Annotated in this window: 17 protein-coding genes; 12 read left to right on the forward strand and 5 right to left on the reverse strand. The window is 61.2% G+C overall.

The window, feature by feature from the left end:
* From PH605_RS17925 to tssH, 5 genes are all read right to left on the reverse strand, one after another.
* A partial coding sequence (locus PH605_RS17925) for a contractile injection system protein, VgrG/Pvc8 family (RefSeq protein WP_271040155.1) occupies positions 1–269 on the reverse strand: 269 nt, incomplete at its 3' end.
* A gap of 13 nt (positions 270–282) precedes the next feature.
* Positions 283–783, reverse strand: a complete 501-nt coding sequence (locus tag PH605_RS17930; protein ID WP_059761067.1) for a type VI secretion system amidase effector protein Tae4 — start codon at positions 781–783, stop codon at positions 283–285.
* An 11-nt stretch (positions 784–794) separates the two neighbouring features.
* Positions 795–1184 (reverse strand): Rap1a/Tai family immunity protein, encoded by a 390-nt coding sequence (locus tag PH605_RS17935; protein ID WP_142845608.1) that lies wholly within the window; start codon positions 1182–1184, stop codon positions 795–797.
* Positions 1185–1293: 109 nt separating this feature from the next.
* Positions 1294–1770 (reverse strand): Hcp family type VI secretion system effector, encoded by a 477-nt coding sequence (locus PH605_RS17940; protein ID WP_003504561.1) that lies wholly within the window; start codon positions 1768–1770, stop codon positions 1294–1296.
* A gap of 57 nt (positions 1771–1827) precedes the next feature.
* Positions 1828–4482, reverse strand: coding sequence for a type VI secretion system ATPase TssH (gene tssH, locus PH605_RS17945; protein ID WP_142845609.1), 2655 nt, complete (start codon positions 4480–4482; stop codon positions 1828–1830).
* 220 nt (positions 4483–4702) lie between these two features.
* On the opposite strand from tssH, the gene tssA reads away from it, so the two are divergent.
* The 12 genes from tssA to tssM all read left to right on the forward strand — a co-directional run bounded on the left by tssA (position 4703) and on the right by tssM (position 21004).
* A complete protein-coding gene (tssA, locus tag PH605_RS17950) occupies positions 4703–5758 on the forward strand; it encodes a type VI secretion system protein TssA (RefSeq protein WP_142845610.1) in 1056 nt (351 codons plus the stop codon).
* A 67-nt stretch (positions 5759–5825) separates the two neighbouring features.
* On the forward strand, positions 5826–6335 hold the full coding sequence (gene tssB, locus PH605_RS17955) for a type VI secretion system contractile sheath small subunit (RefSeq protein ID WP_035263819.1): 510 nt from the start codon (positions 5826–5828) through the stop codon (positions 6333–6335).
* Positions 6336–6434: 99 nt separating this feature from the next.
* Positions 6435–7916, forward strand: a complete 1482-nt coding sequence (gene tssC, locus PH605_RS17960) for a type VI secretion system contractile sheath large subunit (RefSeq protein ID WP_035263814.1) — start codon at positions 6435–6437, stop codon at positions 7914–7916.
* A gap of 55 nt (positions 7917–7971) precedes the next feature.
* Positions 7972–9366: a type VI secretion system contractile sheath large subunit gene (tssC, locus tag PH605_RS17965; protein WP_135398345.1), complete on the forward strand. Its 1395-nt coding sequence runs from the start codon at positions 7972–7974 to the stop codon at positions 9364–9366.
* Positions 9363–10187, forward strand: coding sequence for a type VI secretion system accessory protein TagJ (locus PH605_RS17970; protein ID WP_125146542.1), 825 nt, complete (start codon positions 9363–9365; stop codon positions 10185–10187). The genes tssC (PH605_RS17965) and PH605_RS17970 overlap by 4 nt, the downstream gene beginning before the upstream one ends.
* Positions 10180–10689 (forward strand): type VI secretion system baseplate subunit TssE, encoded by a 510-nt coding sequence (tssE, locus tag PH605_RS17975; protein ID WP_142845611.1) that lies wholly within the window; start codon positions 10180–10182, stop codon positions 10687–10689. Before PH605_RS17970 ends, tssE begins: the two co-directional genes overlap by 8 nt.
* Entirely contained in the window at positions 10682–12463 is a 1782-nt protein-coding gene (gene tssF, locus PH605_RS17980; RefSeq protein WP_142845612.1) for a type VI secretion system baseplate subunit TssF, read from the forward strand. The genes tssE and tssF overlap by 8 nt, the downstream gene beginning before the upstream one ends.
* A 9-nt stretch (positions 12464–12472) precedes the next feature.
* Positions 12473–13477 carry a type VI secretion system baseplate subunit TssG gene (gene tssG, locus PH605_RS17985; protein WP_142845613.1) on the forward strand — a complete coding sequence of 335 codons (1005 nt, stop codon included), beginning with the start codon at positions 12473–12475 and terminating at the stop codon, positions 13475–13477.
* Between the two features lie 4 nt (positions 13478–13481).
* A complete protein-coding gene (locus PH605_RS17990; protein ID WP_161987941.1) occupies positions 13482–14687 on the forward strand; it encodes a type VI secretion system-associated FHA domain protein in 1206 nt (401 codons plus the stop codon).
* Positions 14677–16017: a type VI secretion system baseplate subunit TssK gene (gene tssK, locus PH605_RS17995; protein WP_078052839.1), complete on the forward strand. Its 1341-nt coding sequence runs from the start codon at positions 14677–14679 to the stop codon at positions 16015–16017. The genes PH605_RS17990 and tssK overlap by 11 nt, the downstream gene beginning before the upstream one ends.
* A complete protein-coding gene (gene tssL / locus PH605_RS18000; RefSeq protein ID WP_142845615.1) occupies positions 16014–17516 on the forward strand; it encodes a type VI secretion system protein TssL, long form in 1503 nt (500 codons plus the stop codon). The genes tssK and tssL overlap by 4 nt, the downstream gene beginning before the upstream one ends.
* Positions 17513–21004 carry a type VI secretion system membrane subunit TssM gene (tssM, locus tag PH605_RS18005; RefSeq protein ID WP_142845616.1) on the forward strand — a complete coding sequence of 1164 codons (3492 nt, stop codon included), beginning with the start codon at positions 17513–17515 and terminating at the stop codon, positions 21002–21004. Before tssL ends, tssM begins: the two co-directional genes overlap by 4 nt.
* Positions 21005–21057: the final 53 nt, after the last annotated feature.

Here is a 21057-nt window from a genome sequence, read left to right on the forward strand (position 1 = left end):
ACCAGGCCGTTGAAGGGGCGGCGAACACCGCCGCCATCGCCGTCGCCCTGGCTGATCTCGATGGAGATATCGACCAGCCGTCCGATCAGCTCTTCGGGCTTGACCGCTTCCCTCTTGGCACGCACCGTCAGACGAATGTCGAAGAGCTGCGATACGCCCTCCTCGACGGACAGGCGCTCCGGCAGAAGCTGGTCTTCGCCGAGTGGCGAAGACACCTTCAGAACGCGGCTCGCCTGAACGAAATCGGAAAAAGACGGCTGGTCGTTCATGAGATACTCCTAATCAGGACCCGCGGCTGGACTGCAGGGGCCAGAACCAGATCGTTTCCGAATTGTAGTAGCAGGCCGAAGCGCATTGGGTGGCTTCGGAGCCACCCCGCACAAGATCGATATGACCGCCGCCGGTGTAGCCGGGGATATTGTTGAACGCCACGACACCGTTGCGCGCGCCGATGCCGTTGCGCGCCGTCGCGGGGGTGAAAGGCTCGGGTTCGCCAAGATAGCTCGTCCGCTTCATCAGGCTGGCAAGGCGGCGCATGTTCACCTCTATGCCCTTTCCGGCATAGGGGCCCTTCTGGATGCGGTGCGAGGCGGGCACGATGTTGATGCCCGACTTCACGAAAGCGATGCTGACGCGGATGGCGCAGGTATTGTGATAGTTCGGATTGCCGATGAAATCGTCCCAGCCGATTTCCGTGAACAGATCACGCTGGCTGAGATAGTTCGGATGCGACGGGTCGCTGCTCGGATAATTCTTATAGAGAGTGTCAAAGTTAACGCGCATGGTTCGTCCCACTAGTTACTTTTCTGCTCACAGGGAAAGGAGACCTTGAGCGCCTCCCGCACGAGAGTGGCTGCCTGTTCATCCAGTTTTTCAGCAGGAAGATCGCCGAGATAGGTGTAGATCCGGTCGGTGAGTTCATGGGGCGCCACGGCGCCCGCACCGCACCAGTCCGATCCGCTTGTCAGATCGGCCACACCGGCGATATAGGCGCTCGATTTTGCGACGGAAACCAGCCGCCGCATTTCCGGATCAGACACTTCCGGGGCAAGTTTGCCCTCGATGGCCTGCTTGAGTTCAGCACCGGAGAATATCCAAGTCCGTTCCTCGGCACCCGCCTGCGAAAGACCGGACAGAGCCAGAACAACCGGCACGGAAACAAAAAACGCATATAGGGAGCGCATGAAAAACCCGCCTCGTCCAACGTGGATGAGAAACATCACGACGTGAGCCGCAACACTGCAATGAAAACGTTCCGGTGCCGGCAAATACCGGCACCGGGTCGCGTCGCTATCAAGCGGCCTTCGTCGTCGCCAGATCGTAAGAGGCGATCATCGGAGACTGCGGCGAGTTGTTGTCGTCGAACGGCGTGTACTTCACTTCCATCTTGGTGAAGTTGAGCTTGATGGTTTCCACCGGACGGTCACCGCTGGAATCCACCGAGTAGCTCGCGATGAGCGTGTTCGTCAGCAGATACTCGATATAGGTGTTGCCCGGATTACCCGTAGTCACCAGATGGATGGTTGCGAGCTTGCCAGTGCGGCCGGCGCAGGCTTCCTGGAAAAGCTTGGTGGAAGAAGAATCGCTAACCTTGGTCAGAATGACTTCCGAAATGGTCGGTTCGGATGCTTCGCGGTTTGCAGCAGAACCGGCAGAGGTGTTCATGTTGCGCGCTACGTTCCAGTGAATGGCTTCGATGTCCATCCACTTGCGGTGTTCCTCATGCGTGGCGTCGCCCTGGATACCGTCAATCTGCAGATAAATTGGCATGCTGTAAGCTCCTGTAGCTGAAATGACCTCTTGCTTCGAGGCCGCGTTACCCTTCGTTTAATGCCGCATGCGTCGGGTAGCCCCTTCCGACGCGGCAACTTCATCCACCCCACCCTCTTCGGGCGCGGCGAATTCATCTGTTTCCCCAGCCGCTTCGGCACGAATGCCGAACCTGTTTTCACCAACATCGACGACGATCTTGCCCACGCGTTCTCCCGCGATGAATTTTTCGAGGAAAAAGCTGGAAAGAGGCGGCAGGAGATCCTTGCCGATCATGATTTCGATGGCGCGTGCGCCAATTTCACTTGCACCGGCGCGCGCCACCAACGCATCGCGCGCGGCATCGGAAAGGGTCAGGTCGGCGCCGTATGTTGCGAGCACGCGTTCCCTGATCTTGCCGATCTGCATATCCACGATCCTTGCAAGTTCTTCCGCACCGAGCGGCATGAAGGGCAGGATGATCGTGCGCCCGAGGAATGCGGGCTTGAACTGTCTGGTCAGCTCCGGCATCAGCAGCGCTTCCAGCGCCTCGCCTTCCGGCATCGTATCCGGATCGGCGGAGAGCGCGGCCAGCAGTTCCGAACCGGTATTGGCCGTCATGAAGATCGTGGTGTTCTTGAAATCGACATCGCGGCCTTCGCCATCGCGCAGCACGCCCTTGTCGAACACCTGATAGAAAATATCCTGGACGCCGGGATGGGCCTTGTCGATCTCATCGAGAAGGAGAACGCCGAACGGCCGGCGGCGCACCGCCTCCGTCAACACGCCGCCTTCGCCGAAACCGACATAGCCCGGCGGCGAACCGAGAAGCAGCGAAACCTTGTGCTCCTCCTTGAACTCCGACATGTTGATCGTCGTCAGATGGCTGTTGCCGCCATAAAGCAGATCGGCCAGCGACAGCGCCGTCTCGGTCTTTCCCGTTCCGGACATACCGACGAGGAAGAACACGGCGGGCGGGCGGCGCGGATCGGACAATCCGGCACGGGCGGTGCGCATGGCATCGGCAATGCGGGTAATTGCAGCATCCTGCCCCACAACCCGCTGGCGCATGCGCGCATCCAATGTGCGCGCGCTTTCGATCTGGTCGGCCAGAAGCTTACCGAGCGGAATACCGGTCCAGCGCGATACGACGGATGCAATCGCTTCACGGTCGACCACCGTCGGCACGAGTCTTTCGGCATTTGCCGGTTTGGTCTCAGCCGCAGGCCGCAGGCGCGACACATTCGATGCGCCGTTTTCAACGGGCTGATCTTCGCTGAGTTCAGCCATTTCCGCATCGTAACGGCCGCGCAGATCGTCGATCCCGCTCTCGAGCTTCTCGACTTCGTCGCGTATCGACTGGATACGGCTCTGCACCTCGTCATCCTGCGGTTCACGCAGAAGCCAGTTCAACTCATCGGTCAGAAGACGCCGCTCGCTTTCCATGGCGCGCAGCCGTTCCGGCAGGGTCTGCCGCGCCAGCGAAACGGCAGCCGCGGCCGTATCGAGAAGGCTGACGGCCTTGTCCGGCAATTGCCGCGCCGGCATGTAACGCGCCGATAATTGCACCGCCGCCACAATCGCCTCGTCACGAACCACAACGTTATGATGGCTGACGAAGCTGTCGGCGACACCACGCAACATGCGGATCGCTGTCGTCTCATCCGGCTCGCGCACATGCACGGGCTGGAAACGACGCGTCAGCGCCGCATCCTTTTCGAAATATTTCTTGTATTCGCTCCAGGTCGTGGCCGCGACGGTGCGCACTTCGCCGCGCGCCAGAGCGGGCTTGAGAATATTGGCCGCATCGCCCTGTCCGGCTGCACCGCCGGCGCCGACAAGGCCATGCGCCTCGTCGATGAACAGGATGACCGGCTCGGCCGAGCGTTTTACCGCATCGATCACGCCATGAAGACGGCGCTCGAACTCGCCCTTCACGCCGGCACCGGCCTGCAGCAGCGAAATATCGAGGTTCAACAGGCGGACGTTGCGCAATTTTTCCGGCACATTTCCGGAAGCGATTTCGAGCGCCAGCGCTTCGGCGACCGCCGTTTTGCCAACGCCGGCCTCACCCACCAGAATGGGATTGTTCTGACGACGGCGCGTAAGAATATCAACGAGTTGGCGCAATTCATCATCGCGCCCGATCACCGGATCGACCTTGCCGTTCCGGGCGTCGGCTGTCATGTCCTGGGTGTAAAGGCGCAGAAAATCGTTCTGGCCGGCGGCCGTCGCGGCACCCGCCGCCGCGGCAGGAACTTCTCTTCCGCTGCTGTCTTCAACCGAACTGCGAAGGCGTTCGAGAGCCGCGCGATCCATCGCCTTCAGCGACGGAAATGCCGAGCGGACGAAAGAGCGAAGCGAGGTTTCCTCGTCCATCGCCAGAAGCAGATCGCAAAGCGTCACGCGGTCGCGCCCGGCCTCCAGCGACGCGAGAACCCATGCCTCACGGCCCGCCGTCAGAATGTTCTGTGAGAGCGACAAAGCCTCGCCATCGCCGATCACGGCCTCTTCCAGGCTGCGGCCGATTTCCGCCTGCAATACCGGAAGTGGAATTTTTAATTCCTCGAATGTTTTCGCATAGATACCGGCATCTACAACCGCCAGCAGCCAATGCGGGATATCCACGTACCTGTGCCCCATACGCACCGCAACGGAAGCCGCAGCTTCAAGCGTGACGCGCAGGTCAGGCTCAAGCGCTTCAACGAGGCGATTGAGATCGATATGCGACATGCAATGAGCCTCCTGCCCGGGTTCATTCCACAACGTGACGTGGAATAACTATGATGATGAAACCGGGTTGTCCACCCCGAAGTTTATTTTTTATCGGGTTAGATTAGGCAGTAGACGCCACAATTTAGACACATTTTGAATAAGTCTGTCTGAGGAATAGCCTTACGTAAGGGAAGTAACTACGAAAAATCCATTACTATTTTCTGGGGATAGACTGCTCTTGAACGCGCCGCATGTTAAAAGAGATATAGAGTTTTTTGGAGATTGCGGAGAAAACATCCGCATCGATTCAAGAACGCGTGAAATATACTACAGAATTAAGGATGAAAGAAACCAGGCACGCACAGAAGAGCGCGCCGCGTCCCCACAGGATAACTTAAAGATTTCCAGTAGCTGGGACAGTGTCAGCAATCTTGGATTGCAGATTATATATTCCGAAAGCAAGGACATAGAAATATTGGCGTGGCTTGCCGAAGCAAGCCTGCGGCTGCGCGGCTTTCCTGGATTGCGAGAAATCTATGAGCTTTGTGGCGATCTTTTTTACAACCACTGGGACTCATTGCGCTCCATCAGCGACGATAATGATGAGGAAAAATTTGCACCTTTTGCGGGATTGAACGGCATCGGCACCGAGGGAACGCTTGTGCAGCCGCTCCGGCTTGCGCCGCTGATCCCCGGAGGGAAATTTGGAGAGCACAGCCTCTGGGATTTCCAGCTGGCGCAGCGACCCAACGAGAGCAAACGGCGCGAAGAACTGTATCGGCTGGCGTCGGAAGCAGGCGTTGCCGCCATGTCTTCCCATCTGGCCGAGGTCAACGCCTGTCTCTCGAGCTTCGACGCCATCATGGCGGTTCTTTCCGAACGCTGCGGCCAGTCCGCACCCCCCAGCTCCAACATCCGCAACACGCTCATCGAAGCTGCTGCGGCCATTCGCACGCTGGGCGGGCGCGAGCAGGAGCCGGCACCGGTCGAGCAGGCGGCAGCCGCGGTTCCTGGAACCAACGACAACGGACAACCGGCGATACGAACAGCAGCGACGTCACCGGAAGGCATATCTTCACGCGATGAAGCGTTTGAAACTCTTCTTTCGGTTGCGCGTTACTTTCGCCGGACCGAACCGCATTCGCCGATCTCGCTCTCCATCGAAACGCTGGTTCGCAGGGGACGCATGGATTTTTCCGAACTGCTGGCGGAGCTTTTGCCCGAGGCACAGGCCCGCAATGCAGTTCTGACGGCCGCAGGCATCAAGCCCGGCGGAGACAACAACGGAAAATAACGAGGCAAGGGACGGAGACACCGTCCCGTAACAGTCAGCCATGCCAAGGGGCATCAAGGAGGTTGAAATGGCAAGTGTACACGAAAAGCTGGAACGGGTTCGCAAGCCCCGCGTCCACATCAAATACGAAGTCGAAACCGAAGGCGCGATGGTGGTCAAGGAATTGCCCTTCGTCGTCGGCGTTCTCGGCGATTTCTCGGGCAATCCGACCCAGCCGCTGAAGCCGTTCGGCGAACGTAAATTCGTTCAGATCGACCGCGACAATTTCGATGAGGTGATGCGCCGCATGACGCCTGGCCTCAACATTGCCGTTGCCAACACGCTGCAGAAAGACGGCACGGACATGCAGGTCAACCTGAAGTTCGAAAGCATGGACGATTTCGAACCCGGCGCCGTGGTGCAGCAGGTTCCCGCCCTCAAGGCGCTTCTGGACGCCCGCAACGAGCTGCGCGACCTGCTTTCCAAGGCCGACCGTTCGGAAGATCTGGAGCGGATGCTGGAAGATATTCTGCAGAACAAGACCGATCTCGCAACGCTGGTTTCCGAACTCAAGGAAAAGAACGGCGCGAGCAAATAATCGCCTGTGCGGAGGAAAACCTCCCCGAACGGCCCCGACTGCGGGGCTTCAACTGTTCAAGCGGCATTTTTTCAAAGCCGCATGTGGAAGGACTGAAACATGAGCGCTGAAAGCCTGCTGAAAAACGAAGCACAGGCAACGACCGCCGAAGATCAGGGACTGCTGTCCAAGGTGGTTGCCGCAACCCGCCAGACCGAACCGGACCGCGCGCAAAATCTTCTGCGCACGCTGACAGACCAGGCGCTGAAAGGAACGGTCAAATACGACCGCAACCTCACCGTCACCCTCAACCATGCCATTGCCGAACTGGACCGGACGATTTCCGAACAGCTCGCCGCCATCATGCAGGCGCCGGAATTCGCCAAGCTCGAAGGGACCTGGCGCGGGCTCAACTATCTCGTCAAGAATTCCGAAACGAGCGTCAACCTGAAGATCCGCGTCATGAACGCCGGCAAGCGGGAACTGGCGCGCGATCTGGAAAAGGCCGTGGAATTCGATCAGTCCCGCCTCTTCAAGGCGATCTACGAAGACGAATTCGGCACCCCCGGCGGCGAACCGCTCGGCGCGATCATCGGTGATTACGAATTCGACAATTCCTTCGATGACGTACAGCTGCTTCAGGGGGTTTCATCGATTGCGGCGGCCGCTTTCGCACCTTTCATCTCGGCGGCAAGCCCGCACATGTTCGGTTTCGAGGATTATCGCGATCTCGCCCGTCCGCGCGATCTGGAGAAGATTTTCGATACGGTGGAATATGCCAAGTGGCGCAGCTTCCGCGAAAGCGACGATTCCCGTTTCGTCACGCTCGCTTTGCCGCGTGTTCTGGCGCGCATGCCCTATGGCCCGAAAACCAACCCGATTGACGATTTCGCCTATGACGAAACCAGGGGTGCGGTGAATGGCGATCTGCAACATGACGAATATTGCTGGATGAACGCCGCCTATGTCATGGGCACGAAGCTGACCGACGCTTTTGCAAAAAGCGGCTGGTGCACGGCTATCCGCGGTGCGGAAAATGGCGGCCGGGTGGAAAATCTGCCCATGCACGTCTTCTCCAGCGATGACGGCGATCTCGATCTGAAATGCCCGACCGAAGTGGGCATCACCGACCGCCGCGACGCGGAACTGGGCAAGCTCGGCTTCCTGCCGCTCTGCCACTACAAGAACACCGATTATGCGGTATTCTTCGGCGCCCAGACCGCACATAAGCCGAAGCTCTACGACAAGCCGGAAGCCACGGCCAACGCCGCCGTTTCAGCCCGCCTGCCCTATATCATGGCCACGTCGCGCTTCGCGCATTACCTCAAGGTGATGGGCCGCGATAAGATCGGCTCCTTCATGGAGGCGTCCGATTGCGAAGTGTGGCTCAATCGCTGGATCGCCAACTACGTCAACGCCAATGACGAAGCGGGCGAAGAAAGCCGGGCGAAATATCCGCTGCGCGACGCCAAGGTGACCGTGCAGGAAGTGCCGGGCAAACCCGGCGCCTACAATGCGGTCGCATGGATGCGGCCCTGGTTGCAGATGGAAGAACTGACGACCTCGCTGCGCATGGTCGCCCGTATTCCGTCCAAGAACTGAGCCCGGACCGGGGTGGTCCGCCACCCCGGCCCCGTTCGTCACCCGGAGCCCGCTCATGGCGCATCAGTCCTTTCCGGATGCCCGCATTTTCGCCGACCAGCTCATCGCTCTCATCGACGATGCGCTGACCGGCCAGGTGAACGCCATTCTGCACCACCCTGATTTTCAGGCGATGGAAGCGAGATGGCGCGGTCTGGCCATGGTCGTGCGTGAGGCTGGCCGCGGCGCAGACGTCAAGGTGAAGCTGCTGAACGCCAGCTGGCGCGATCTTGCCCGCAACACGGAACGCGCCACCGACTTCGACCAGAGCCATCTTTTCGAGGTCGTCTATAATCGCGAATTCGGCATGCCGGGCGGCGAGCCGGTCGGCCTGTTGATCGGCGACTACGCCTTTTCCCCCGACGATCTTCAGGGCGCCGATTCCATCACGACGCTGTCGCAGATCGGCATGGTGGCTGCGGCCGCCTTCTGCCCCTTCGTCGCGGCGGCAGCACCTTCCGCCGTCGGCCTGCAGGACTTCGCCGAACTCAGCCGGGTTCACGACTTTTCCTCTCTGAAGCAGGATAAATCGCGGCTGCGGTGGAATGCGCTTCGCGCACGCGACGATTCCCGCTTTGTCGGCCTTGTCGCGCCGCGCGTTTTGCTGCGCTCGCCCTACAGGCCCTATGCGCGGGGGCGGGATGACGGATTTCCATTCCGCGAGCATGTGGCGGAAAGCGGCGAGACCCTGCTGTGGGGCAATGCCGCCTTCGCTTTTGCAACGGTAGTGGTGCGCAATTTCGTCGACTCCGGCTGGTTTGCGGATTTGCGCGGTGTGACGCAGGACGCCGTGGATGGCGGCATGCTCTCTTCCCGGCAATTGCCGCCGCTCGATCTCGGCATCGAAAGCAACGGCCTTTCCGCACAGCCGCCCGTCGAAGTGCAGCTGACGACCGGACAGGAACAGCAATTTTCCGATCTCGGCATCGTACCCGTCTCCACCACCTATCTCTCCGGCATGGCGATCTTCAACGCCAACCAGTCCCTGCATGCGCCCGGCCATTATTCCAGCGAAGCGGCAAGACAGAACGCCCGCCTCGCGGCCATGCTGCAATATGTGCTGTGCGCCTCCCGGTTCTCGCATTACCTCAAGGTCATCATGCGCGACGATATCGGCCAGCTGAGCGATGCCTCGACGATAGAGCGCAAGCTGGAAGGCTGGCTTTCCTCTTACACGCTCGGCAATGACGATGCGGAAGCGGCGCTGCGCACGCGCTACCCGCTGCGTTCTGCCGGCATCAACGTCTTCGAGGTTCCCGGCAAGCCCGGAACATTCTCCTGCACCGTGCGCCTTCAGCCGCATTTCCAGCTCGATGACGTCTCCACGAGCTTCCATCTCATTGCCGAAACCATGATGCCGCCCGCCGCCGCATCCCGGTCTCCGGCCGAGCCGCAAAGGATACCCGCATGACGCTGCGCGACGATATTTCCCGCCTTCTCGACGATGACCGGCTGCAAGAGGCAATCGGGCTTGCGCGCGAACACGTCAAGACGAAGCCCACCGACAAGGATGGCCGCCATTTCTACATTGACCTGCTAGTCCTTGCCGGCGACTACGAGAAGGCCGATGCGCAATGCAATCTGGCCGCAACATTCTCGCCGCAGGAAAGCGTCGGCTTTTCTCTCTTTCGCCATCAGCTCCGCGCCATGGCCGCACGCAATGCGTGGTTCGAAACCGGCGCGGTGCCGGATTTCCCCGGCGGTCCGTCCGAACTCGATCAACTGGCCATCCGGGCTAATATCGCTGCACGCAGCGGCGATGCGGATGCCGCCAGAACCGCACTGGCTGAACTCGATGAAAAACGCGGCAATGTACCAATCGGCCGCAACGGCAAAAGCGCCGGCGATATTCGCGATCTGGACGACCGGATTCCGCATGCGCTGGAGGTGCTGACCAATGGCGGCCGCTACCTGTGGATCGACTACGGCCGCGTAGAAAGCCTCGCCATCGACCCGATGAGCCGCCCGCGCGACCTCGCTTTCCGCGGGGCTGAGCTGACGTTGCGCGACGGCGCGGTCGCCTCCGTGCTGCTTCCGGCCATCTATCACGGTGCGAAGGACGATGTCGGCCTCCTCCTCGGCCGGGAAACCCGATGGAGCGAGGAAGACCAGCCTTTGGCAACCGGGCAAGGCCAGCGCTGCCTGCTGATTGGCGACGATGTGGTGCCGTTCCACGAGATCGGCTCCCTTTCCGCCGCCTCCGACGATGAAAGGCAGATCGCCCGTGGTTGATCCGCTCGAGCAATATCGCGCGCGGCAGAGAACGCTGTCACGCTCCGTTCTGGACCGGCTGCTGGATGACGCGCCGGATGCGGAAACGGATATGCTCGTCAGCCTGAAGGATCAGGCGCGCGAGATGCGCGAGGTGATCCGCCGCGATCTCGAGGCATTGCTCAATACCCGTCGTAACCCCGCCGGTCCGCCGGCGGCGCTGAAGGAACTGTCCGATGCGCTGGTGAGCTATGGCGTGGACGGCATTCTTTCGGCCAATCTGGTGACGGATGCCTCCAAGGCGCGGCTTGCACGCAGCATCGAGCGGCGGATTTCCCTGTTCGAAACCCGCCTTGACGATGTGCATGTGACGATCCTGAAAAACCGCACGGATGGCGACCGGGCGCTTCGCATGCGCATACAGGCAAGTTTCCGCCTTCAGGAAGGCATGCCGCCGATCAGCTTCGAATCCCGGATCGATCCGTCCACGCAGCGTTTCCTGGTGGAGGCGACGAATGGCTGACGGCTTTCTCGAAAAATACAATGATGAACTCTTCGCGCTCCGAAAACGCGCATCGCGTTTTGCGGCGGCGTTTCCGAAGATCGCCGGCCGGCTGCGCATGACGGGCGATGTCGCCGACGATCCGCATGTCGAGCGGCTGATCCAGAGTTTCGCCTATTCCGCCGCCCGTGTGCGCCAGAAGCTGGACGACGAGTTTCCGGAACTGTCGGACAGCCTCCTGGAGACGCTCTACCCGCATTATCTTGCGCCGATCCCGTCCATGAGCGTGGTTCAGTTCACCCCAAGCACGGCGCTCGCAACCGTGCAGACACTTCCCCGGCACAGTGAAATCCTTGCCGAGCCTGTGGGTGGTGAAAGCTGCCGTTTTCGCACCACGCAGGCGGTGGAAATCGCGCCGCTGCAAATCGCAGCCGCAACGCTGTCCGGCCAGCCGATCGACGCGCCTTTTTCGGCCTCGTTTGCCGGCGCCGCCAGCTGCCTGCGGCTTTCGCTGCGCAGCACGGCGCCGCGCGGCGGCACTTTCCCGGAAATGGGCCTGACGAAGCTTCAGATTTTCCTGGCTGCCGCATGGCAGCAGGCCACGGCGCTTTACGAGCTTTTGACCAATCATTGCGTGGGCATGGCGCTTGCGCGGCACGCCGAGGACAAGGAAGCCGTTTTCCTGCCCGCCGGCAATCTCACGCCATCGGGTTATACGCGCGATCAGGCCATGTTGCCCTATCCGGCCAACAGTTTTGACGGATACCGGCTTCTCACGGAATTCTTCGCGCTGCCGCAGAAATTTCTCTTTCTCGATATCGACGGGCTACAAAAATGGAGCGGCGGCGATTGCGAACTTTACATCTATCTGGATGCGGCGGACACGCAGCTTGAGCGCATGGTGTCGGTCCGGGATTTCGTATTGAACGCCTCGCCGGTCATCAACCTGTTCAAACAAAGCTGCGAACCGCTCAGCCTCGATGGTACGCGCACGGAATATCGGCTGCTGCCGGATGCACGGCGGCAGCGGACCCGCGAAATCTATGCCGTCGAGAATGTTCAACTGACCAGCCGTTCCGGACAGACGGAAAAGACCTCCCCGTTTTTCGGCCGCACCCAGCGCAATAACGGCGCGAACGTTTTCTGGCAGATACAGCGCCGTTTCGATGACGACGGTTCTTCCGATACGGACATCGCTTTCGTGGATCATAAGCGCGGACCGCTTGGACCGCTCGACATGGTGGCGAGCATCGATACGCTGTGCATCAATCGTGAACTGCCGAGCCAGCTTCCCTTTGGGGGCGGCCACCCCTTCCTGCTGCTTTCGTCCGGCAATGAGGCTATAAAATCCATCCATGCGCTGATGCCGCCGACGGCGGCGATCCGCGTCAACGAGCGCTCGGCGCGTGAATGGCGGCTGATCTCGCATCTCCTCCTCAACCATCTCTCCCTCACCGACAGCGGCGGCGCGCCGCTGAAGGACATTCTTTCGCTCTATTCCTTCAGGGACAGCCCGGAGACCCGGCAGCTGGTGGAGGCGATCAGCAATGTCGAGGCGCAGAATTCCCACGCCCGGATCGGCTCGGCCATGGTGCCGGGAACGGATATCACCGTGGAGTTCGACCCCGCGCTGATAGCCCGGCCCGCCGCATTTGTTTTCGCCAATGTCCTCAATCATTTCTTCGGGCTCTACACGTCGATCAACAGTTTCACGCGGCTGACGGCAACGATGCGCGGCCACTCCAAACCGATTGCCCGCTGGCCGGCCCGCGCGGCCGACCGGCCGCTGCTCTAGGAGACCGGGATGGAACAGCAGACGCCAACCATGAAAGACCGGCAGGCGGCGCTTCTCAGCGACGATCCCGGCCGTTTTGAGCCCGCCACCGCGTTTCGCGTCGCCCAGCTGGTTTCGGCGGATGACGGGATTGTCGTCGGCGCTCATGGCGGAACACAGCCGACCCCGCTGGCGATCAGCGGTTTCAACCACAAACGCGGCCAGGCCGAACTGAAATCCGCCTTCGCGCCCATTGTCGGGCCGCTCGGTTCGCTGCCGCCGGCCTATGGCGAATTGCTGCAGCGGGAAGAGCGCAATCGCTCCGGCGCGCTGGCGAGCTTCTTCAATCTGTTCGCCGCAAGGTTCAGCGAACTGTTCGTATCCGCGACGGAAAAATACCGCCTTGCAAGGGGATTGCGCTGGTCGGCCGAGCAGAGGGAGAACGGTTTTCGCAAAACCCTGCTTGCACTCACCGGGTTCCGCACAGCCGGTCTGGTGGAAAAGGCGGGCGTGAGCGAAGATGCGCTCCTGCGGTTCAGCGGCCTTCTGGCCGGCCGCAACCGCAATGTCTCGGCCCTCACCTCGATGCTTTGCGAATTCACGGGACTTCCGGTCAATGTCGAACAGTTTCGCCGGCGATGGGTGGCTTTGCCGCTTCACGAACAAAGCCAGCTCGGACAGGCATCCGGGCTGAGGCTCGGACAGAACACGACGGCGGGAAGCGCTGTCGAAGATATGAGCGGCGGCTTCCGGATCGTGATCGGTCCCGTCGCCTATGCGGATTATCTGGCTCTGACGCCCGGATCGAAACGGCTTGCGGAGATATTTTCGCTGACACGCCTGTTCGTCGGAAGCGCCTTGCATTTCGATGTGCAGGTGATCCTGAAAAAGGAGGACATTCCCTTTTGCCGCCTCGGCCAGTCCGATGCCCCCGCCCGCCTCGGCTGGAATAGCTGGGCTCGCGTGGCGCCCGCAGAAAAAGACAGCGCCGATGCTGTGGTGACCGAGCGGGAAGGCTCGGCGATTTCCGCGTGAGGGCATGGATATGAAGCTTGCACTCAAGGACACACGAAATATCGGAGCCGCAAGAGCCAGTCAGTGGAGCTTCGAGCGCGGCCGCCGCGTCATCGGCCGGTCTCGCGATTGCGACTGGCAGATCGACGACAATGAGCGGCGCGTTTCCAAGCTGCACTGCACGCTCAGCCGCGATGGCGAAGGTTTTACGATCCTTGACCAGAGCGCGAACGGCACGCTGGTCGATGGCCGCCTGCTGCTGGAAGGCGAAAGCGCGCGTCTGCGCGACGGTTCGCAAATCAACATTGGCGGGCAGGTTTTCCAGGTCGCCATCAGCGGCAATGCCGAGCTGGATTTTTCCGATCCCGACGCTTCCCTGCGCATGAGTGACGAGCCGCTGACCATTTCGGCGATCCTTGCCGACATCGCCCCGAATGGCCGCTCGGCCGGCGGCGTGATGGGCAACGCCGCCTCCGCCGACGACTGGTCCGAAACATGGCGCGAGGGCGCGAAGCGGAAGGCGAAATCCATTTCGCGAAATGTCGAGATCGGCTGGAGCGAACCGCCCGCAGCGCGCGCAATAGGCGCTGTTCTGCCTGATAACTGGGACGAGGAGCCGGTTGCGAGCAGCGAGCACGAACATACCGACGCGCTGAACACGCCGGTGATGATCTCACGTCCGGTTTCGACCTCAGGTAGCGAGGATTTCGACAGCGTTTTCCCGGAAGCAGACGAAGAGCTGACCCCAGAGGGTGCCTCGGCTGCGGGCGCTTCGACCGCGCAGGAGATCGGCGATCTTCTGACCGCGCTGGAGCAGGAAAGCGCCGATTGTCTGGCCATTCTCGACATTGAAGGCGAGCGCACCGGCCACGGTTCGTCAGCCTCCCTGAGCGAGCGGGTGGAAACACTCATCCGCCAGCAGCGGCGGCTCGCTGTCTCGCTTGAGACCCTGATCCACGGCTGCACGCAAAAACTCGAGCCGAGGCTTCTCGAAGCCTCCGTCGATGCCGGCAACGATCTTCGTGCCAAAATCGAGCGCCGCGACTGGCAGGGGCTGATCATGAAGACCGATTACTGGTCCACTTACAAAAAGCAATTTGAGGAAAACGGCCGTCCATTGCCGGTCAGGCAGTTCCTGCAGCGGGCAGCGCGCGGTGAAGCCGCGCCCACGCAGGAACCTGACGCGATAACGGCCGATGCAAAGGGGGTAAACAACCACGATGAGACATGAGAACCGTGTTGCCTGGAGCGAGGGCATGTTTCTTCGCGTTCAGCATTTTCAGCAATCCGACCGATGGACCGAACGGCTGGTGCGCAACACCACGCGCAACCTCTCGCCCTACCCGTGGGGCATCGCCGAAATCGGCGTGGACCGTAGCGCGCTGTCGATAGGGCAATTCGCCCTGTCGAACCTGCGCGGCGTTCTTCCCGATGGAACGCCCTTCGAGGCGCCGGAGGATTCCGACCTGCCGCCGCCGCTCGATCTCGACGAAAGCGTCAAGAACGCCGTTATCTATCTCGCCCTGCCGGCCCGGCAGCCGGGCAAGGCGGACATGTCCGCCAGCGGCCGCAACGATGCGAACAATGTGCGCTTCACCGCCTCAAGCTATGAGGTCTCCGACACCAATATCGAGACGGACTTCGTGGCCCCCATCGATGTCGGCCGTCTCAGCCTGAAATTCCTGAAAACCGGCGACGATCTTTCCGGTTACGATCTCATCGGCCTTGCAAGGGTCATCGAGGTCCGCTCAGACCGCGCGGTCATTCTTGACCCGGATTTCATTCCTCCGAGCCTGAGCTGCGCGGCGGCGCCCCGCCTCAACGAATTGCTGACGGAGCTTCTGGGGATCGTGCGCCACCGCGCCCAGGCGATTGCCGAACGCATCGGCGATCCGACGATCAGGGGAACGGCGGAAGTGGGCGATTATTTCCTGCTGCAAATCCTCAACCGGGCCGATCCGCTGCTGGCGCATCGCTGCGCCAACGCCACGCGTTTTCACCCCATCCGGTTTTACGAAGACTGCATCCAGCTTGCTGGCGAGCTTGCAACCTTCACCACGGACAAAAAGCGGGCGACGGATTTCCCGCCCTATCGGCACGAGGACTTGAAAGCCACCTTCGCGGCAGTTTTCGACGATCTGCGCACATCGCTGTCAGCGGTCCTGGAACAGGCGGCCGTTGCGATCGAGCTGGTGGAGCGCCGCCACGGCGTCCGCGTCGGCACCATCCACGACCGCACGCTGCTGCGCGATGCCGGCTTCGTGCTTGCGGTGCGCGCGGATATGGCCGCCGAAGACATTCGCCGCCGCCTGCCGGCACAGATCAAGGTTGGGCCGGTGGAGCGGATTTCCGAACTGGTCAACGTGGCGCTGCCCGGCATTCCCGTGCGCTCCCTGCCGGTCCTGCCGCGGCAATTGCCCTATCGGTCCGGCACCGTCTATTTCGAGATCGACACGCAATCACCCCTCTGGAAGCAGCTTGAGACCTCCGGCGCGATTGCCCTGCATCTGGCGGGCGAGTTCCCCGGGCTTGAGATGGAAATGTGGGCGTTACGCGAATGAGCAAGGAAAACCCCTCTTCCTGGCAGGATTTGCCGACGGTGGTTGAAATCACCGAGGAAAGCCGCAGACGCAACCAGAACGCCCGCAACATGGCGGCGATCCTCGAAGACATTGTCGAGACCGATGGGCCGGCCGGGCGACCGAAGGCAAGCGGGGCCGCCATGCCGGTCGATCAGCTGCTCTCCGGTTTCCATTTCGGCGGCGGCGATGTGCCGACGCTCGTGCAATCGGCCGCTCCCCTCCTCAACCTAGCGCATCTCCTGCGCTTCAGCGATGCGGAGCCGGATCCCGATCAGCTTCGCCGCGCCTGCATTGAGGCGATCACCCGCTATGAGCGCGATCTCGCTTCCGCCCGCATCAGCCCCGAGCGGGCAAGAGCGGCGCATTATGTCGTCTGCGCCACGGTGGATGATGTGGTTCTGAGCAAACCCTGGGGCGTGCGGGCAGGCTGGGCGCGCTCCGGCCTTGTCTCCACCTTCCACAACGATGTCACCGGCGGCGACCGGGTTTTCGACATTCTCGACCATTTCCATCAGTCGCCCGGCGCCAGCAAGGATTTGCTGCTGCTGATCTATCTTTGCCTGTCGCTGGCTTTCGAAGGGCGCACCCGCGTTTCGCCAAAGGGTGCGCTGGAGCTTTCGCGCATCCGCGACAGCCTCTACAAGACGCTGATCGGCCAATACGGCACCTTCGAACGGGAGCTTTCTCCGCACTGGAAAGGCGTGGAAGCCCGTCATACGCCATTGCGCACGATGGCCGCGCTGTGGACCCTGCTGTCCCTGATGGCGCTTGCCTTCGCGCTTGGTTATCTCTTCTTCACGCTGTCGCTCAACAACGCATCCGATGTCACTTTCGAGAGGCTCGCCCATCTGCCACCGAACGAGACGCCGAGCGTGCTGATCGCAAGCCCGCCCCAGCCACCGGTGCAGGTCGAAACGCCCAAGGTCGTGGAACCGCCGAAGCCGGTGGAGCCACGGCAACCCTCCCGGCTTGAAAAGCTGATGGCCTTCCTTCAGCCGGAAGTCGAAAAGAAGCTTGTCACGCTGGCGGATGTAAACGGGCGGCTGCGCATTCGCATCAACAATTCGGGCCTGTTCTCCACCGGCAGCGCCGATGTCAGCCCGCAGTTCCGCGATCTCATCCAGCGTATCGGCGGCGCGCTTGCGGCCGAAAAATTCCGCGCCGTCGTCATCGGCTATACCGATACCGTGCCGATCAAGACGGTGGAATTTCCGTCCAACTGGCACCTTTCCGAAGCCCGCGCCAAGGCGGTCGGGGACATTCTTTCACAATTCACCGGCCCGGAAGCGATCCTGACGGAAGGCCGTGCCGACAGCGACCCGATCGCCGACAACAAAACGGAGGAAGGCCGCCAGATCAACCGCAGAACGGAAATCATGGTCCTGACCAATCCCGATGAAAAACTGAGCGACGCCGGCATTCTCTCGCCGACCATAGAGAACAGTTCGGGACAGCAGCCGCAAGAGGCAAAGCCATGAATCCATTGAGCTATTTTTATACGATCCGATCCTATGTCGAGAGCTATGCCGCTCTCATCGGCCGCCGTTTCCTGTCGCTGTTATGGGTGGTCACACTCTGCATCGTCATCTGGTTTTACGGCTATCTGGTCGCGCTGGGCGATTTCAAGCCCTTGGGAACGACGCAGGCCCGGCTCATCGCCATCGGCATCATTGTGGCGATATGGCTGGTCTATATCGCCGTCACCATTTATCGCGGGCGCAAGCAGGACAAGGAACTTGTCGACAGTATCGAGCGCGAGGCTCTTGCCAACCGCCAGGCCGAAGTCGGCGAAATCCAGATGCGTCTCAAGGAAGCGCTGGCGCTGCTGCGGCGGGTCACGAAAAAGCGTTTCGGTTATATTTACGATCTTCCCTGGTACGTGATCTTCGGCGCACCCGGCTCCGGCAAGACGACGGCACTCACCAATTCCGGCCTGCAATTTCCGCTCGGCGATGCGCTCGGCGATGCGCTCGGCGAAAACGCAGTAAAGGGCATCGGCGGCACGCGCAACTGCAACTGGTGGTTCGCCGATGAGGCGATATTGATCGACACCGCCGGCCGTTACACCACGCAGGACGATCTCGATGGCTCATCCAAAGCCGGCTGGGAAGGTTTCCTCGGTCTTCTGAGACGCTATCGCCGGTCGCAGCCGATCAACGGCGCATTGGTGACATTGTCCATCCCCGATCTTCTCACCCGCGATCCCGAGGAACAACGGCAGGAACTGCGCTCCATCCGCCAGCGGCTTTCGGAACTGGACGAATATCTGCACGCCCGCGTTCCAGTCTATATCGTGCTGACCAAGGCCGATCTGCTGCATGGTTTCGTGGAATTCTTCGACGGTTTCAACAAGACCGACCGCCAGCAGGTATGGGGCACCACCTTCAAGCTGGATGAGAGCTATACCGCCGAGAACCTGCCGCAACGCCTGACGGAAGAGTTCGAACTGCTGCAACAACGGGTCGATGCGATGTTGATCGAGCGCCTGCAGCAGGAGCAGAATGCCGAGACGCGCGGGCGCATCTTCCGCTTCCCCGCCGAACTTGCGCGGTTGAAAGACCGGCTCCATGAGGCCCTGACCGAACTTTGCGCACGGTCTCCGCTGATCGAAGCCCCGCTTTTGCGGGGCGTTTATCTCGCTTCGGGAACGCAGCCGGAAACGGAAAGGTCTCCCGCAGCGGCCAGGACCCGCCGAAGCTACTTCCTGTCGCGGCTGTTCAAGGATGTCATCTTCCCCGAAGCCGCGCTGGTGATGCGCGACAAGCGCCTTTCCGGACGGCAATTGCTGGTGCGGCGCATCGCCTATGGTGTTTCGGCCGCCGCAGTCGCCATCGTCTTCACCGGCTGGATTTTCACCTATTTCGCCAATACGCAGGCGCTTGCCGAAGCGGATCGCAAACTTGGCGCCTATGAACAACTCGTTCAGGGCATTCCCGTGCGCGATGTTTCCGACGCCGATTTTCTCCGCATCCTTCCGGCGCTCGACAATCTGCGCGACGTCAATTCCGGCTTTGCCCGCGAGAGAGTGTGGAACGTCAGCTTCGGGCTCGATCAGGAAGACAAGATCGCCGGACGGCAGCGTGACGCCTACCAGCGCGCGCTCAACGCCCTGCTCCTGCCGCGCATGATCGTGCAGCTTCAGAAACAGCTCAAGGATGAAAAGGATGTCACGCGCACCTTCAATTCGCTGAAGCTCTACGGAATGCTTGGCGGCATGGGTACACTGGACCCCGATTTCCTGACCGTGCAGACGCACCAGATGTTCGCATCCCTCTATCCCGGCGATGGAAGGGCGGCGGCCAGAGAAGCGCTCGACCAGCATGCGAAAGCGCTGGCGGACGGCGTGCTCGCCCCGATTGAGCTAGACGCACGGCTCATCGCAACTGCCCGTGAAACCATCCGCGACCAGGCCGCCGGCACGCGCGCCTATGATATTCTCGCCGGTCTTCCGCAGGCGCGGGAACTGATGGAATGGACACCCGCCACGGCCTTCGGCCCGCTGGGAGAGCGTGCCTTCGAGCGGCGCAGCAAAGCGCCGATGGCGGAAGGCATCGAAGGTCTTTTCACGGCGGAAGGATATCGCAGCGTCGTCATTCCGCAGGTCGCCCATGCGGCGCGCATCGCGCTTTCCGAAGGGTGGGTGCGCGGTTCCGATGATGCCATAAGGGGTGCCACGGTCGAGCAGGTGGCGCAGGCCGCGCTGCAAATCTATTTCGACCGTTTCGAGAAAAAATGGGCCGATACGCTGGCCGACCTTCGGGTCAAGCCGTCCCAGACCCTTGGCGACGCGGTGGAAACAACCCGCGCGCTTGCCAATGAACGTAATATCGTGGCGGAGGCTGCCAGATCGATCGCGGAGGCGACCGATCTGCGCCCCGGAGCAAACCCCGCCGCCCTCGCCTCCGCCGCTGAAGGCGACGCGACCGCAGCCGTTCTGGCCGCCACGGTGAACGCGGCCGATCCCTATGCGAGACTGCGCGACATGCTGGCGGCGAAAGGCGCGGCCACAACGGGCGAGCAGGCCAATGGCGGCAAGGCCGGGGGCTCGCCATCGGAACAGTTGCTCGCGCATTTCAAGATGCTGAACGAGCAGCTTGCCCGCTCGGCAACCACCTCCGACGAAGTCGCCAAGGTGTTCGACGTGGATAGTCAACTCACCAAGGCTAATCAGGATCTGTTGCAGCAGGCCCGTGAATTGCCGGCGCCCCTCGATGTGTGGGTGGCGGGCGTGGCGGCGGATGTCGGCTCGCTTGCGGTCAAATCCGCCCGCAGCCGCATTGCCGAACTCTGGGCGGCCGATGCGGCATCGCTCTGCTCTTCCATCGTGACCGGGCGTTATCCTTTCGACAGATCGTCTTCCCGCGATGTCGCCATCGCCGATTTCACCCGTCTCTTCGGGCCGACCGGGGTTTTCCAGTCCTTCTTCAAACAGCGTATGGAAGCCTTTGTCGACAAGACGACCAACCCCTGGAGCTGGAAAGGCACTTTCGGCGCCGCCGGCATTCCAAGCAGCGCCGTCGCCCAGTTCGAAAATGCCGATAAGATTTCGCGTGCCTTTTTCCCGAATGGCAGCGAGACGCCGGCGGTGTCGATCAACGTCAAACCCGTTTCGCTCACCAATGCCTCCAGCGCGGTGATGCTGGAAATCGAAGGCGAGCGGGTGGTTTATTATCACGGCCCCATTCAGGCGAAATCGATCACCTGGCCCTCGCGTGAAAACACGGCGAGCCTGTCGCGCATCGCGTTCCAGCCAGGCGGCTGGCAGCAGGCGAAAACCGAAAACGGCGACTGGTCGCCATTCCGGCTGTTCGACGGCGCCGACATCGAAAACCAGTCGGGTGACCTGCTGCGGGTGCGATTTGCGAATGGCGCTCAGGCTGCCGAATTCGATATTCAGTTCGGCTCGGTTCTCAACCCGTTCAGGCTGGACGCCATCGCCGGCTTTGCCTGCCCCGCGCAATTTTAGCGGCGGGACGGCGCACCGTTTTTTTAAAGGAGGGGGATCTATGATGAAAGCAA

The organism is Agrobacterium sp. CFBP 3001 (genome assembly GCF_027871605.1).
In the GTDB taxonomy this organism is placed as follows: domain Bacteria; phylum Pseudomonadota; class Alphaproteobacteria; order Rhizobiales; family Rhizobiaceae; genus Agrobacterium; species Agrobacterium leguminum.

What these genes read in the sequence shown, in the direction of transcription:
- tssC (WP_135398345.1), top strand. Translation starts at nt 7,972, where the DNA reads ATGGCGCATCAGTCCTTTCCGGATGCCCGCATTTTCGCCGACCAGCTC.
- tssF (WP_142845612.1), top strand. Translation starts at nt 10,682, where the DNA reads ATGGCTGACGGCTTTCTCGAAAAATACAATGATGAACTCTTCGCGCTC.
- tssG (WP_142845613.1), top strand. Translation starts at nt 12,473, where the DNA reads ATGGAACAGCAGACGCCAACCATGAAAGACCGGCAGGCGGCGCTTCTC.
- PH605_RS17970 (WP_125146542.1), top strand. Translation starts at nt 9,363, where the DNA reads ATGACGCTGCGCGACGATATTTCCCGCCTTCTCGACGATGACCGGCTG.
- tssC (WP_035263814.1), top strand. Translation starts at nt 6,435, where the DNA reads ATGAGCGCTGAAAGCCTGCTGAAAAACGAAGCACAGGCAACGACCGCC.
- tssB (WP_035263819.1), top strand. Translation starts at nt 5,826, where the DNA reads ATGGCAAGTGTACACGAAAAGCTGGAACGGGTTCGCAAGCCCCGCGTC.
- tssL (WP_142845615.1), top strand. Translation starts at nt 16,014, where the DNA reads ATGAGCAAGGAAAACCCCTCTTCCTGGCAGGATTTGCCGACGGTGGTT.
- tssH (WP_142845609.1), bottom strand. Translation starts at nt 4,482, where the DNA reads ATGTCGCATATCGATCTCAATCGCCTCGTTGAAGCGCTTGAGCCTGAC.
- PH605_RS17990 (WP_161987941.1), top strand. Translation starts at nt 13,482, where the DNA reads ATGGATATGAAGCTTGCACTCAAGGACACACGAAATATCGGAGCCGCA.
- PH605_RS17940 (WP_003504561.1), bottom strand. Translation starts at nt 1,770, where the DNA reads ATGCCAATTTATCTGCAGATTGACGGTATCCAGGGCGACGCCACGCAT.
- PH605_RS17930 (WP_059761067.1), bottom strand. Translation starts at nt 783, where the DNA reads ATGCGCGTTAACTTTGACACTCTCTATAAGAATTATCCGAGCAGCGAC.
- tssK (WP_078052839.1), top strand. Translation starts at nt 14,677, where the DNA reads ATGAGACATGAGAACCGTGTTGCCTGGAGCGAGGGCATGTTTCTTCGC.
- tssM (WP_142845616.1), top strand. Translation starts at nt 17,513, where the DNA reads ATGAATCCATTGAGCTATTTTTATACGATCCGATCCTATGTCGAGAGC.
- PH605_RS17935 (WP_142845608.1), bottom strand. Translation starts at nt 1,184, where the DNA reads ATGCGCTCCCTATATGCGTTTTTTGTTTCCGTGCCGGTTGTTCTGGCT.